Below are 13,885 nucleotides of genomic sequence, written 5' to 3' on the forward strand. Positions count from 1 at the left end.
CTCCCGCGGTCTGACCGGCACTCACAACGGCCGCCCGTTCGTCGCCTCCCCCTTGCTGAAGCAGCGCTTCGACCTGCTCTCCGGTCAGTGCCTGGACGACGAGACGGTACGGGTGGCGACGTACGAGGTGCGTACCACCTAGGACGTCGTCTCCTTCGGTGCCGGACGGGTTGAACACCGCATGACTGATCTGGTGGAGCCGCCGGCCCCGGACGGGTTGTGGGCGTTGTTCGGGCGGGCTCCTCCTCCACCGCATCCCCGCACACGCAACCCACTCCGCCCGCTGCTCTCCCGGACTCCGTAACGCCGCACGCGGGTGGCCTCACTTCGTCGTCGCCTCCGCACATGTCAACTAGCGCGCAGGCATACGGCGAGAGGGCGGCACCCCCCGCACAGGGGTGCCGCCCTCCCTCGGTGTCCGGTGCCGCCCTCGTGTCGGTTCGGTGAGGGTCGGGGTGACCGACGACGGCCCCGGAGGTCTCGAAGGCCGCGTCAGCGGTGGTCGCTGCCCTCCGCCTGCGACGCCGCCCGGCCCGCCTCGAGGCGCGCCACCGGGATCCGGAACGGGGAGCAGGAGACGTAGTCGAGGCCGACCTCGTGGAAGAAGTGCACCGACTCGGGGTCGCCGCCGTGCTCGCCGCAGACGCCGAGCTTGAGACCGGGACGGGTGGCGCGGCCGGCCTCGGCGGCGGCCTTCACCAGGGAGCCGACACCGTCCCTGTCGATCGTCTCAAAGGGGCTGACGCCGAAGATGCCCTTCTCCAGGTAGGCCGTGAAGAACGACGCCTCCACGTCGTCCCGGCTGAAGCCCCACACCGTCTGGGTCAGGTCGTTCGTGCCGAAGGAGAAGAACTCGGCGGCCTCGGCGATCTGAGCCGCGGTCAGCGCGGCGCGCGGCAGCTCGATCATGGTGCCGATGGCCAGCTTCAGCTGCGCGCCCGAGGCCGCCTCGACCTCGGCGATGACCCGGTCCGCCTCCTCGCGCACGATCTCCAGCTCCTGGACGGTGCCCACGAGCGGGATCATGATCTCCGCGCGCGGGTCGCCCTTCGCGGCCTTGCGCTCGGCGGCCGCCTCCGCGATGGCCCGCACCTGCATCGTGAACAGGCCCGGGATGACCAGGCCGAGGCGCACGCCCCGCAGGCCCAGCATCGGGTTCTGCTCGTGCAGGCGGTGCACGGCCTGGAGCAGGCGCAGGTCGTTCTCGTGCGGCTCCTGACGGGACTCCGCCAGCGCCACGCGCACCGACAGCTCGGTGATGTCGGGCAGGAACTCGTGCAGCGGCGGGTCCAGCAGGCGGATCGTCACCGGGAGGCCGTCCATCGCCTCGAAGATCTCGACGAAGTCCTGCCTCTGGAGCGGCAGCAACTCCTTCAGGGACTCCTCGCGCTCGGTCTCCGTGTCCGCCAGGATCAGGCGCTCGACCAGCTCACGCCGGTCGCCGAGGAACATGTGCTCCGTACGGCACAGGCCGATGCCCTGCGCGCCGAAGCGCCGCGCCCGCAGCGCGTCCTCGGCGTTGTCCGCGTTGGCGCGCACGCGCAGGCGGCGCTTGCGGTCGGCGAACGCCATGATCCGGTGCACGGCCTCGACGAGCTCGTCGGCGTCGTCGGCGCCCGCATGCATCCTGCCCTCGAAGTACTCCACCACCGGGGAGGGGACGACCGGGACCTCACCGAGGTACACCTTGCCGCTCGACCCGTCGATCGAGATGAGGTCGCCCTCCTCGACCACGTGCCCACCCGGCACGATCATCCGCCGGCGCTTGGTGTCGACCTCGAGCTCCTCCGCGCCGCACACACAGGTCTTGCCCATGCCGCGCGCGACGACGGCCGCGTGGGAGGTCTTGCCGCCGCGCGAGGTCAGGATGCCCTCGGCCGCGATCATGCCGTCCAGGTCGTCCGGGTTCGTCTCGCGGCGGACCAGGATGACCTTCTCGCCCGAGCGGGACCACTTCACCGCGGTGTACGAGTCGAAGACCGCCTTGCCGACCGCCGCGCCCGGCGAGGCCGCGATGCCCCGGCCGATCTGCTCGACCTTCGCATGCTCGTCGAAGCGCGGGAACATCAGCTGCGCCAGCTGGGCGCCGGTCACCCGCTGCAGCGCCTCCGCCTCGTCGATCAGGCCCTGGTCCACCAGCTGCGTCGCGATGCGGAAGGCCGCGCCCGCGGTGCGCTTGCCGACGCGGGTCTGCAGCATCCAGAGCTGGCCGCGCTCGATGGTGAACTCGATGTCGCACAGATCCTTGTAGTGGTTCTCCAGCGTTTCCATGATCTGCATCAGCTGGTCGTACGACTTCTTGTCGATCTGCTCCAGCTCGGCGAGGGCCACCGTGTTGCGGATGCCCGCGACCACGTCCTCGCCCTGCGCGTTCTGCAGGTAGTCGCCGTACACGCCCTGGTGGCCGGAGGCCGGGTCGCGGGTGAAGGCGACACCGGTACCCGAGTCGGGGCCCAGGTTGCCGAAGACCATCGAGCAGACGTTGACGGCCGTGCCCAGGTCGTGCGGGATGCGCTCCTGACGCCGGTAGAGCTTCGCCCGGTCGCCGTTCCACGAGTCGAAGACCGCCGTGATGGCGAGGTCCATCTGCTCGCGCGGGTCCTGCGGGAAGTCGCGCCCGGCCTCGGTCTTGACGACCTTCTTGAACTTGGTGACCAGCTTCTTGAGGTCCGCGGCCTCCAACTCCGTGTCGACCGAGACCTTCTTGGCCTGCTTGGCCGCCTCGAGCGCGTCCTCGAACAGGTCGCCGTCGACCCCGAGAACCGTCTTGCCGAACATCTGGATGAGTCGGCGGTACGAGTCCCACGCGAAGCGCTCGTCGCCGGCCTGCTTCGCCAGGCCCTGCACGGACTTGTCGGAGAGACCGATGTTCAGAACGGTGTCCATCATGCCCGGCATCGAGAACTTCGCTCCGGAACGCACCGAGACGAGCAGCGGGTCGTCGGCCTGACCGAGCTTCTTGCCCATCCGCTCCTCGAGGGCGGCGAGGTGCGCACTCACCTCGTCACGCAGTGCCGCGGGCTCCTCACCGCTGTCCAGGTAGACCTTGCAGGCCTCCGTGGTGATGGTGAAGCCCGGAGGGACGGGCAGACCCAGGTTGGTCATCTCGGCGAGGTTCGCGCCCTTGCCACCAAGGAGGTCCTTGAGGTCCTTGTTGCCTTCGGTGAAGTCGTAAACGAACTTCACGCCCTCGACGCCGTTTCCAGCTACGTGGGGATCTTTGTTTTCCGACACGGGTCTCGACTCCTCGAGGACGCGGTGGCTGCCCTGACGGCGAGGAACATACCCAGATCGAAGGCGCATGGGTACGTCCACTTGTGCGTCATACCCCTGTAACCACTCGTCCGCCACCGGATCGAAAGTCAAGGCTTGGCAACCGCCCATCGGGTGAGGTTTTCACTTCTTGAACGCATCACCGCCCAGCGAGACCGATTTCTTGCTCAGGTGAGCGGCTCTCCACACGTCTGATTTCGATCGATGAACGGTCAAGGGGTGGCACTCAGTGCCACCCCTTGGAGAAGTGCAGTCGTCCATGATCCGCTCATCTGAGCGCAACCCTTATCAAGGGTGGTGAGAATCACGCTATGCGAGGCGGTCCGGTTTCACCATGCGGACGTGCATCCGGACGGAAACACGGCTTTCACGCGGCGGACACCGCACTCCTCACACACCGAGTGCGAGCAGCCGTTCCTCCACCCGCTCCGGCGCATACAGGTGCTCGACGACCAGGGCACCCGCCCCGACCAGGCCCGCCCGCTCCCCGAGCCGTGAGGTCACCACGTCCAGGTGTGCGGTGGAGCGGGGCAGCGCCCGCTGGTACAGCAGTTCCCGTAGGCCCGTGAGGAAGGGGGTTCCGGCCACATCGCCGGCGATCATCAGCACCCCTGGGTTCAGCAGTGTCACCACGGTCGCCAGGACGTCCCCCACGTGCCGCCCCGCCTCCCGCGCAAGGGCGGCGGCCTTTGGATGCCCGGCGGCCAGCAGGTCCCGTACGTCCGAGCCGGAGGCGGCCGGAACCCCCTCCTCCGCGAGCCGTCGCGCCACGGCGCCGCCGCTCGCGACGGCGGCCAGACAGCCGTACGAACCGCACCGGCACAGCGCCTCCGCGCCCCCGGGGACCCGAATGTGCCCGATGTCCCCGGCTCCCCCGTCGATGCCGCGGTAGATGCGCCCGTCGACGACCACGCCCGCGCCGATGCCGGTGGACACCTTGATCAGCACGAAGGCCGAGCAATCCGGATGTCCGGTGCGCTGTTCGCCGTACGCCATCAGGTTGGCGTCGTTGTCGACCAGCACGGGCACATCGGCGGCACCGTGCGCGTGCTCGGCGAAGGCGCGGCGAAGACGCCCTCTGATGTCGAAGCCGTCCCAGCCCGGCATGATCGGCGGCTGGACCACCCGGCCGGTGTCGCTGTCCACCGGACCGGGAACGGCGAGTCCGATCCCGCAGACCTCATGCGCCCCGTGCCCCGCCTTCGGGAGCAACTCGGCGAACCAACGGCCCAGTTCGCCGAGTACGGCGTCCGGACCGTGATCGATGACCAGGCTTCCGGAATGCTCGGCCAGGATCTCGCCGGCCAGCGAGAGCACCGCTGCGCGGGCGTGTCGTGTGTCGAGGTCGGCGGCGAGCACCACCGCGTGGGCGTCGTCGAACTCCAGGGTGATCGAGGGGCGGCCGCCGAGCGGGGAGTCGACCGGTCCGCCCGCGCCCTCGCGCAGCCAGCCGGCGCGGAAGAGCCGGTCGAGGCGCTGGCCGACCGTGGCCCGGGACAGGCCCGTGGCCTGCTGCAGGGCACCCCGCGTCGTCGCACGGCCGCTGCGCACCAGCTCGAGCAGATCTCCGGCGCTGGCCTGACCGCCCGGCTTCCCGGCCCTTGCGCTCATGTGCACCGCCTTGCGTTCATCAACCTTGCATTACATGCTGGGTTCTGCGTGTTGAATAGGCGTAACTCTACGGTAGCTACTGCCGGCCCGCTCGGCCGGATGTCTTTCGGGGAGACCTGAGTGGACCGCACGACCCGACTCTCCGCCCGTCGTACGGAACGCACGGGCCCTGTGCGTGCTTCCGGCCCCCAGTCGGCGTCCGGTCCGCGGGAGAACGTCGGCTCCGGGCCGGTCGTATACGATCCGTCCGGGTCTGCCGGGTCGCTGCACGCGAGGGCGGCCGGGGTGCTGGCGGACAACTGGACCGGGACGTCCACCGTGCCGTCGCGGGGGCTGTACCCGCACCAGTGGTCCTGGGACTCGGCGTTCATCGCGATCGGACTGCGCCATCTGTCACCGCTGCGCGCGCAGACGGAGCTGGAGACGCTGCTCGGCGCCCAGTGGGCGGACGGGCGGATCCCGCACATCGTCTTCAACCCCTCCGTGCCGCTCGACGCCTACTTCCCGAGCCCCGACTTCTGGCGCTCCTCGGCCGCGGGGCGCGCTGCGGGCGCCCCGCGCACCGTACAGACCTCGGGCATCGTGCAGCCACCGGTGCACTCGCTGGCCGCCTGGCTGGTGCACAGGTCCGACCCGGGGCTGTCCCGGGCGCGCGGCTTCCTGACCCGGGCCTACCCGCGCCTGGCCGCCTGGCACCGCTATCTGCTGCATCGCCGCGACCTGGGCGGCGGCGGGCTCGCCTCGGTGGTCCACCCCTGGGAGCAGGGCATGGACAACAGCCCCGTCTGGGACGCGCCACTGTCCCGGATCGCCCCGGCCCCGGCCCACTCCTTCCGCCGCGCCGACCTCGACCACGGCACGCCCGAGGATCGGCCGACGGCTCTGGACTACGGACGCTATGTGCGACTCGCCGCGGACTACCGCGACGGGGGGTACGCGGACGGGGCGGGCGCGTTCGCGGTGGAGGACCCGGCGTTCAACGCGCTGCTGATCGCCTCGGAACACGCGCTCGCCCGCATCGCCCGTGAGCTGGGCGCGACGGGCACGGCGCGGCACGCCCGCGCGGAACGCCTGACGGCGGCCCTCATGGACCGTCTCTGGGATCCTGCGAAGGGGATGTTCCTCTGCCGGGACGTGCGCGAGGGCGCCCTCGTCCCCGAGCGCAGCGTCTCCGGCCTCGTCCCGCTGCTCCTTCCCGCCCTCCCCCGCCAGATCGCGGCCGCGCTCGTCCGCACGCTGCGCGGGCCGCACTTCGGGCTCGGTGGCGCGACCCGGCTCGTGCCCAGCTACGACCTGCTCGGCGAGGCCTTCGATCGGCACCGGTACTGGCGCGGGCCCGCCTGGTTCAACACCGGCTGGCTGGTGGAGCGCGGGCTCGGGGCGCACGGGGAACAGGCGACTGCCGACGCGCTGCGCGAGGCCCTGGTGGTGACGGCGGACACCACGGACTTCGCGGAGTACGTCGACCCGTACACCGGCGAGGGCTGTGGCGCGCTCGGCTTCGGCTGGACCGCCGCGCTCACGCTCGATCTGCTGCACGACCGCCCGGGACACGGCGTGTCCCCCATGGGCATCGACACGTTCGACAAGAGGGACAAAGGAGGGGACCGGCGATGACGGACCGGCATCATCTGCTCGTGCGCGGCGGCACGTTCGCCGCCGTGGGCGACAGCGGAGACATCACCGGGGTGCGGGGCGTCGGCTCCCCGGCCGGATTGTTCGTGCGCGACGCGCGGCACCTGAGCCGATGGCAGCTCACCGTAGACGGCGCCGTGCCCGAGACGCTCGCACCGGTCGCCGACGGGGACACCGCCCGCTGCGTCCTCGTGCCGCGCGGCGGCCGTCAGGAGCCGCCCGCACACACCCTCTTCCGTGAACAGGCCGTCGCCGAAGCGGCGTTCGTGGAGTCGCTGCGCATCACCAGCAACCGCCCGGTGCCGACCACGGTGCGCGTAGCGATCACCGCGGACGCCGACTTCACCGACCAGTTCGAACTGCGCTCCGATCACCGCACGTACGCCAAGTCGGGTGCCGTGCGCTCCCGTCAGGTCCTCGATGACGGCGTGGAGTTCGGCTACCGTCGCGGCGAGTGGTGGTCCCGTACGACGGTGACGGCGGAGCCCCCGCCGGACGCCGTGGAGGAGACCGGCACGGGCGCGCGCCGCCTGTGCTGGACGCTGGACCTGGAGCCGCACGGCTCGGCAGAGCTCTCGTTACGGGTCGCCGCACAGCCGCACGGGGCGGCACCGGCACCGGCGATCCCCGCGTCCCCCGCCGCCGCCAACGACCAACTGATCGCCCTGGAGGGCGAGTTCATGGAGGATGTGGCGTTCCCCACCGGCTGGCCCGAGCTGGCCACGGCCTGCGCACGAGGCCTGGCCGACCTTGCCGCGCTCCAGGTGCCGGCCACGGGCCCGGACGGGGAGGAACTGAGCGTCCCCGCCGCCGGAGCCCCCTGGTTCCTCACGCTCCTCGGCCGCGACGCACTCCTCACCTCCCTCTTCGCTCTGCCCTACCGCCCCCGGTTGGCGGCGGCCACGCTGCCCGCGCTCGCCGCGACCCAGGCGACCGAGACCGGCACACGATCGGTGGCCCAGCCGGGGAAGATCGTGCACGAGGTACGGCACGGGGAGCTGGCACACTTCGGGCAGGTGCCGTACGGGCGGTACTACGGTTCCGTCGACGCAACACCGCTCTTCCTGGTGCTGCTCGGGGCGTATGTCGAGCAGACCGGCGACACGGCGCCGGCCCGTCGCCTGGAGCCCCACGCCCGCGCGGCGATCGGCTGGATGCTGGACCACGGCGGGCTCACCTCGCGCGGCTATCTCGTCTACCGCGCCGACCGGGGCGGCCTCGCCAACCAGAACTGGAAGGACTCCCCCGGCGCGATCTGCTGCGCCGACGGCAGCCGTCCTCACGGGCCGGTGATGGCGGCGGGCGCGCAAGGGTACGCGTACGACGCGCTGCGCCGCACCGCACATCTGGCGCGCACGGTGTGGGACGACGAGGTGTACGCGGCGCTCCTCGAGCAGGCGGCCGGAGATCTGCGCGACCGTTTCCAGCGGGACTTCTGGATGGACGAGCACGCCTTCCCGGCGCTGGCTCTGGACGGCGACGGCCGTCAGGTGGACGCGCTCGCGTCGGACGCGGGGCATCTGCTGTGGTCGGGCCTGCTGGACAAGGAGTACGGAAGGCTGGTGGGCCGGCGCCTGCTGGAGCCCGACTTCTTCTCCGGCTGGGGGGTGCGCACGCTGGCCGCGGGCCAGGCGGCGTACCACCCGATGTCGTACCACCGCGGCTCGGTCTGGCCGCACGACAACGCGCTGACCACGCTGGGGCTCGCTCGCTACGGGCTGCACGACGAGGCCCGTACGGTCGCGCACGGGCTGGTCGACGCGGCCATGGCGACGGGACACCGGCTGCCGGAGGTGCTCGCCGGGTACGGCCGCGACACGCATCCCGAGCCGGTACCGTACCCGCACGCGTGCATCCGCGAATCCCGCTCGGCGGCGACACCGCTGGCCCTGCTCACCGCGGTCGGCGGCGCCTAGTGCGGCGACCGGAAAGGTTCCCCGGCAAACCCTTCCGGCCACAGCACCAGCACGCCGCCGGGAGCCTGTTGCCCTGGGATTTGCCGAGTGTTTGCCGGGCGCTGGGGCGACCGGGTTGAACGCACCCACGCGACCGCCCGTACGGGATGACGGCGGGTCCGGCCTCCCCAGCGTGGCCCGCCCCTCCACCACGGGCTTCGCACGGAAGGACCCTCGGGTTGCCTCTCAACACACGCTCACTACAGACGACGGACACGGCTGGGGCGGCCACGGACGGGGGCCTGCCGGCCGGGGAGGAGCGAGCGGAGACGGCAGCGGAGCCGCCCCGGGGCCCTACCCCCCCATCCGAGTCGGCCGGTGAGGCCGCTGATCCGGCATCCGGGACCACGGCGGAGCCCGAGCACGACGCCGTGTCGGTGCGCGGGCCCGCGGACGGGGACGCCACCGCGGAGGCATCCGGACCGCAGAGCGACGGCGATCCTGCGACCGGTCACGCGGCGGAGCAGAGGACGGAAGGCGACGAAGGCCGGGCCGAGGGCGAACCCACCGAAGCGGCCGGCGCCCCCACCGACGGAGCCGCCGACGCCCCGTCGGATGCCACCGCCGAGGACGGCGCGGCCGCGGCCGATGGCGAAGCCGGCACCGCCCACAGCGAGCGCGGCGCCTCCCCGGAAGCCGGCCTCCCGTCGGCCGCCCGGCCCCGGCGGCTCCGTCTGCGCGCCTGGCGTACCGATCATCCCGTCGCCGCCCGTGTCCTCGGCATCACGGTCACCGTGCTCGCCGGCGCTCTCGTCGTCGCCTCGTTCCTCCTGCCCAACAGGTCCGACCTCCGGCCCACGGCGTTTGTGCGGATTCCGGTGGAGGCGCTGATCGGGGCCGTCGTGCTGACCGCCCTGCCGCGGCGGTCGCGGCTGGTCGCGGCCTGGCTCGGCGGCATCGCACTCGGTGTGCTGACCCTGCTCAGCCTGCTCGACATCGGCTTCTACCAGTACCTGGGCCGGGGCTTCAACGTCATCCTCGACTGGCCCCTCTTCAGCGACGCCTACTCCTACCTCGAGGACACGCTGGGCGGACCGGGTGCCCTCGGCGTGCTGGTCGTGGCCGTCGCGCTCGCCCTCGTCGTCCCCGCCGTGTCGGCGCTCGCCACCGTCCGGCTCAGCAATGTCATGGCCCGGCACCGCGCCACCACCACCCGTACCGTCCTGGTCCTCAGCATGGTGTGGATGACCTGCACGGCTCTCAGCCTCCAGATCAGCGGCATACAACTGGCCTCCGACAACACCGTCACGCTGCTCCGGGCCCGTGCCGAGAACCTTCGCGCCACGATCCGCGACGAGCGGGAATTCGGCCGTACCGCCCAGGCCGACGCGTTCGGGAACACCCCGGGGTCCCAGCTCGTGCCCGATCTGCGCGGCAAGGACATGATCTTCACGTTCATCGAGAGCTACGGGCGCAGCGCCGTCGAGGACCCGATCATGGCCCCCGGTGTCGACAAGACGCTGGACGACAGCACCCAGGCCCTGGCCAAGGCGGGCTTCCACGCCAAGAGCGGCTGGCTGACCTCGGCGACGTACGGCGCCAGCAGCTGGCTCGGCCACTCCACGTTCATGTCGGGCCTGTGGGTCAACAACCAGAACCGCTACCGCACGGTCACCGCGAGCGACCACCTCACCCTCACCGAGGCGTTCAAGAAGACCGGCGCCTGGAACACGGTCGGTGTCATGCCGGGCGTGCAGAAGGGCTGGCCCGAGGCCAAGTGGTACGGCCTGGACAAGGTCTACAACGCCTTTCAGCTGGGCTACAAGGGCCCGAAGTTCAGCTGGTCGACCATGCCGGACCAGTACACGCTGGAGCAGTTCCAGAAGCGGGTGCACGGAAAGAAGCACGACAAGCCGCTGACGTCGTTCGTCATCCTGACCTCCAGCCACCAACCCTGGGCGCCCATCCCCAAGATGGTGGACTGGGACCAGCTGGGCAACGGCTCGATCTTCGACTCCATCGAGAAGGCGGGGACCGAGCCGGCGGACATCATCGCCGACTCCACCCGGTCGAAGGAGGAGTACGGCAAGTCCATCCAGTACTCGGTGACCGCCCTGACCCAGTGGCTGGAGCGCTACGGCAACGACGACACCGTGCTCGTCTTCCTCGGCGACCACCAGCCGATCTCCCGCGTCAGCGGCAACCACGCCAGCCGTGACGTGCCGTGTGCGATCGTCGCCAAGGACCCGAAGGTGCTCGACAAGATCGCCGACTGGGGCTGGACGGACGGCCTTCGGCCCGCCCACAACGCCCCGGTGTGGAAGATGAGTTCGTTCCGCGACCGCTTCCTGACGGCGTACGGCTCGACCCCGAACCCGTCGAAGCACTGACCCCGGCCGCGCTCAGCCCCCGGACGTGTCCAGCTCCGCGTCCTCGCCGATCCCCGCGCAGTCGTACGGGTCCTTCAGCCAGCCGTCCGGCAGCACCACCCGGTTGTTGCCGGACGTGCGGCCGCGGGGCCCGTCGGAGCCCACCGGCCAGGCCTGGTCGAGGTCGAGCTCGTCCAGGCCCGCCCGCAGTTCCGCCTGCGACGACGTGATCGCGAGCCGCTTGCGCATCTCCGAACCGACCGCGAAACCCTTCAGGTACCAGGCCACGTGCTTGCGGAAGTCGATGACCCCACGCGACTCGTCGCCGATCCACTCGCCGAGGAGGGTGGCGTGCCGGACCATGACGTCGGCCACCTCGCGCAGCGTGGGCCGCGCACCGGATCCGTCGGGGCCTCCCGCACGCCCCTCGAAGGCCGCCACCAGATCCGCGAACAGCCACGGCCGGCCGAGGCACCCACGGCCCACGACGACTCCGTCGCACCCCGTCTCGCGCACCATCCGCAGCGCGTCCTCGGCCGACCAGATGTCGCCGTTGCCGAGCACCGGGATCTCCGGCACGTGCTCCTTCAGCCGTGCGATGGCGTCCCAGTCCGCGGTGCCGCCGTAGTGCTGGCCGGCCGTACGGCCGTGCAGCGCGACGGCCGTCACGCCCTCCTCGACGGCGATCCGCCCGGCGTCCAGGTAGGTGATGTGGTCGTCGTCGATGCCCTTGCGCATCTTCATGGTGACCGGCAGGTCACCCGCGCCGCTCACGGCCTCGCGCAGGATCGCCCGCAGCAGGTTGCGCTTGTACGGCAGCGCGGCCCCGCCGCCCTTGCGGGTCACCTTCGGCACCGGGCAGCCGAAGTTGAGGTCGATGTGGTCGGCCAGGTCCTCCTCCGCGATCATGCGGACGGCCTTGCCGACGGTCGCCGGGTCCACGCCGTACAGCTGGATGGAGCGCGGCCGCTCGGTCGCGTCGAACTTGATCAGCTGCATGGTCTTGTCGTTGCGCTCCACCAGCGCCCGGGTCGTGATCATCTCACTCACGAACAGGCCCTTGCCGCCGCTGAACTCCCGGCACAGTGTGCGGAACGGCGCGTTCGTGATCCCGGCCATGGGGGCGAGCACGACGGGGATCCGCACGTCGTGCGGACCGATCCGCAGCGCCGAGTCCGTCGTGGTCGGGTCAGTCGTGAGCGTGGACATTCCCCCATTGTCACGTACGCCGGCGGGTGCTCGGCACCCGTGATCGTGTAGCAGTCATTAGTTAACCGCACTATCGACATCGGCGTACGATGGACCCCATGCCCGAGCCCAGCCACCGACGACGTCTTCTGGTGCTCGCGATCTGCTGCATGAGCCTGCTGATCGTGAGCCTCGACAACACCGTTCTGAACGTCGCGCTCCCCTCCCTGCAGAAGGAATTGCACGCGAGCGTGTCGGGCCTGCAGTGGACGATCGACGCCTACACGCTGGTCCTGGCCTCGCTGCTGATGCTCTCGGGCTCGACGGCCGACCGCATCGGCCGCCGCAGGGTCTTCCAGGTCGGCCTCGTGATCTTCACGATCGGCTCGTTGCTCTGCTCCCTCGCCCCGAGCCTGGACTCGCTGATCGCCTTCCGCATGGTGCAGGCCGTGGGCGGCTCGATGCTCAACCCGGTCGCGATGTCGATCATCACCAACACCTTCACCGACCCCCGTGAGCGCGCCCGCGCGATCGGCGTGTGGGGCGGTGTGGTCGGCATATCCATGGCCGCCGGCCCGATCATCGGCGGGCTGCTGGTCGATTCGGTCGGCTGGCGCTCGATCTTCTGGGTCAATCTGCCCGTGGGTCTCGCCGCGCTGCTGCTGACCATCCTGTTCGTGCCCGAGTCCCGCGCTCCGAAGGCCCGCCGCCCGGACCCGGTGGGCCAGCTCCTGGTGATCGCCCTGCTGGGCTCCCTGACGTACGCGATCATCGAGGCGCCGGGCTCCTCCGCCGGACATGTCCTGGCCTTCGGTGCGGTCGCACTGGTCGCGCTGCTCACCCTGCTGTGGTACGAGCCCCGACGGGACGAACCCCTGATCGACCTGCGCTTCTTCCGCTCTGCACCGTTCAGCGGGGCGACGGTCGTCGCGGTCAGCGCGTTCGCGGCCCTCAGCGGCTTCCTGTTCCTGTCGACGCTGTATCTGCAGAACGTACGCGGTCTGGACGCGCTGCACGCAGGCCTGTGGATGCTGCCGATGGCCGTCATGTGCTTCGTGTGCGCCCCGGTCTCGGGGCGTCTCGTCGGCAGCCGCGGTCCCCGCTTCTCCCTCCTGACGGCCGGGATCGCGATGACCGCGAGCGGTCTGCTGTTCGCGGCGTTCGAGGCAGAGACGTCGAACGTCACGCTGGTGATCGGCTACGTCCTCTTCGGCCTGGGCTTCGGCTTCGTGAACGCGCCCATCACCAACACGGCCGTCTCCGGGATGCCCCGCGCCCAGGCGGGTGTGGCGGCCGCCGTCGCCTCCACCAGCCGCCAGATCGGCGGCACCCTGGGCGTCGCGGTGATCGGCTCGGTCCTGGCCTCGGGCGTGCACGCGGGTCCCTACCGGGAGGTCTTCGTCACCGCCGCCCGCCCCGGCTGGTGGATCCTCACGGCCTGCGGCCTCGCGGTCCTGGTACTGGGCGCCCTGACCACGGGCCGCTGGGCCCGCGGGACGGCCGAGCGTGCGGCGGACCGGCTGCAGACCGCGGAGGTGCGGGACGCGGCGGGAGTGGGCGCGTAGCGTCAGGCGGCCGGGCGCTCCCGCTTCAGGGCGATCGTCCGCAGCTGCTCGAGCCGCTTGCGCGTCGCCACGTCGGCCGGCGCCACATCACCATCCGCGCCCCGTTGTGCGGAACGGGCCACAGATCCGTGTGGTCCAGGGTCCGGTGATCCACGCGGGCGTTGAGGAACTGCTTGCGCTCGCCGAGGGACCTGACCACCTCGTGCCGTTTCCAGGCCTCCCGGAACTCGGCGTACTCGGTCATCAGCCGCGCCGGCTGACGCCTCGCGTCAAGTCGTCGTTCAAGAACCCCCATTGATCTTCCAGTTGCTGCACACTCCTTGCTGCGCAAGCGGACGGGTACTTCCTG

At 70.9% G+C, this 13,885-nt stretch carries 9 protein-coding genes; 5 read left to right on the plus strand and 4 right to left on the minus strand.

From position 1 onward, the window contains the following. Window positions 1-142, plus strand: a 142-nt coding sequence (locus tag VXC91_RS20980; RefSeq protein ID WP_329508861.1) for a nitrite reductase (NAD(P)H) small subunit, incomplete at its 5' end; no start/stop codon positions are given. 350 nt (window positions 143-492) lie between these two features. Here the strand turns inward: VXC91_RS20980 and ppdK are convergent. Further along, entirely contained in the window at window positions 493-3,234 is a 2,742-nt protein-coding gene (gene ppdK / locus VXC91_RS20985) for a pyruvate, phosphate dikinase (RefSeq protein ID WP_329508831.1), read from the minus strand. A 429-nt stretch (window positions 3,235-3,663) separates the two neighbouring features. Next, entirely contained in the window at window positions 3,664-4,884 is a 1,221-nt protein-coding gene (locus VXC91_RS20990; protein ID WP_329508832.1) for an ROK family protein, read from the minus strand. Between the two features lie 120 nt (window positions 4,885-5,004). Here VXC91_RS20990 and VXC91_RS20995 point away from each other — a divergent pair, with 120 nt between their 5' ends. The 3 genes from VXC91_RS20995 (at window position 5,005) to VXC91_RS21005 (ending at window position 10,804) form a co-directional block, all read left to right on the plus strand. Next, on the plus strand, window positions 5,005-6,501 hold the full coding sequence (locus tag VXC91_RS20995) for an MGH1-like glycoside hydrolase domain-containing protein (RefSeq protein ID WP_408057434.1): 1,497 nt from the start codon (window positions 5,005-5,007) through the stop codon (window positions 6,499-6,501). After that, window positions 6,498-8,435, plus strand: coding sequence for an amylo-alpha-1,6-glucosidase (locus VXC91_RS21000; protein ID WP_329508833.1), 1,938 nt, complete (start codon window positions 6,498-6,500; stop codon window positions 8,433-8,435). The genes VXC91_RS20995 and VXC91_RS21000 overlap by 4 nt, the downstream gene beginning before the upstream one ends. A gap of 218 nt (window positions 8,436-8,653) precedes the next feature. Continuing rightward, a complete protein-coding gene (locus tag VXC91_RS21005) occupies window positions 8,654-10,804 on the plus strand; it encodes a sulfatase-like hydrolase/transferase (RefSeq protein ID WP_329508834.1) in 2,151 nt (716 codons plus the stop codon). Between the two features lie 12 nt (window positions 10,805-10,816). Here VXC91_RS21005 and dusB read toward each other — a convergent pair whose 3' ends face one another. Then, the gene (dusB, locus tag VXC91_RS21010; protein WP_329508835.1) at window positions 10,817-11,992 is read right to left on the minus strand and encodes a tRNA dihydrouridine synthase DusB; all 1,176 of its coding nucleotides are present in this window, start codon (window positions 11,990-11,992) and stop codon (window positions 10,817-10,819) included. 98 nt (window positions 11,993-12,090) lie between these two features. Here dusB and VXC91_RS21015 point away from each other — a divergent pair, with 98 nt between their 5' ends. Beyond that, window positions 12,091-13,536, plus strand: a complete 1,446-nt coding sequence (locus VXC91_RS21015) for an MFS transporter (RefSeq protein ID WP_329508836.1) — start codon at window positions 12,091-12,093, stop codon at window positions 13,534-13,536. A gap of 25 nt (window positions 13,537-13,561) precedes the next feature. Here VXC91_RS21015 and VXC91_RS21020 read toward each other — a convergent pair whose 3' ends face one another. Beyond that, on the minus strand, window positions 13,562-13,780 hold the full coding sequence (locus VXC91_RS21020; RefSeq protein ID WP_329508837.1) for a hypothetical protein: 219 nt from the start codon (window positions 13,778-13,780) through the stop codon (window positions 13,562-13,564). Window positions 13,781-13,885: the final 105 nt, after the last annotated feature.

This window comes from Streptomyces chiangmaiensis, from assembly GCF_036281785.1.
GTDB classification, from domain to species: domain Bacteria; phylum Actinomycetota; class Actinomycetes; order Streptomycetales; family Streptomycetaceae; genus Streptomyces; species Streptomyces chiangmaiensis.

Coding starts and splice junctions, on each gene's coding strand:
- VXC91_RS20990 (WP_329508832.1), bottom strand. CDS start 4,884: ATGAGCGCAAGGGCCGGGAAGCCGGGCGGTCAGGCCAGCGCCGGAGAT.
- VXC91_RS21000 (WP_329508833.1), top strand. CDS start 6,498: ATGACGGACCGGCATCATCTGCTCGTGCGCGGCGGCACGTTCGCCGCC.
- dusB (WP_329508835.1), bottom strand. CDS start 11,992: ATGTCCACGCTCACGACTGACCCGACCACGACGGACTCGGCGCTGCGG.
- VXC91_RS21020 (WP_329508837.1), bottom strand. CDS start 13,780: ATGACCGAGTACGCCGAGTTCCGGGAGGCCTGGAAACGGCACGAGGTG.
- VXC91_RS21015 (WP_329508836.1), top strand. CDS start 12,091: ATGCCCGAGCCCAGCCACCGACGACGTCTTCTGGTGCTCGCGATCTGC.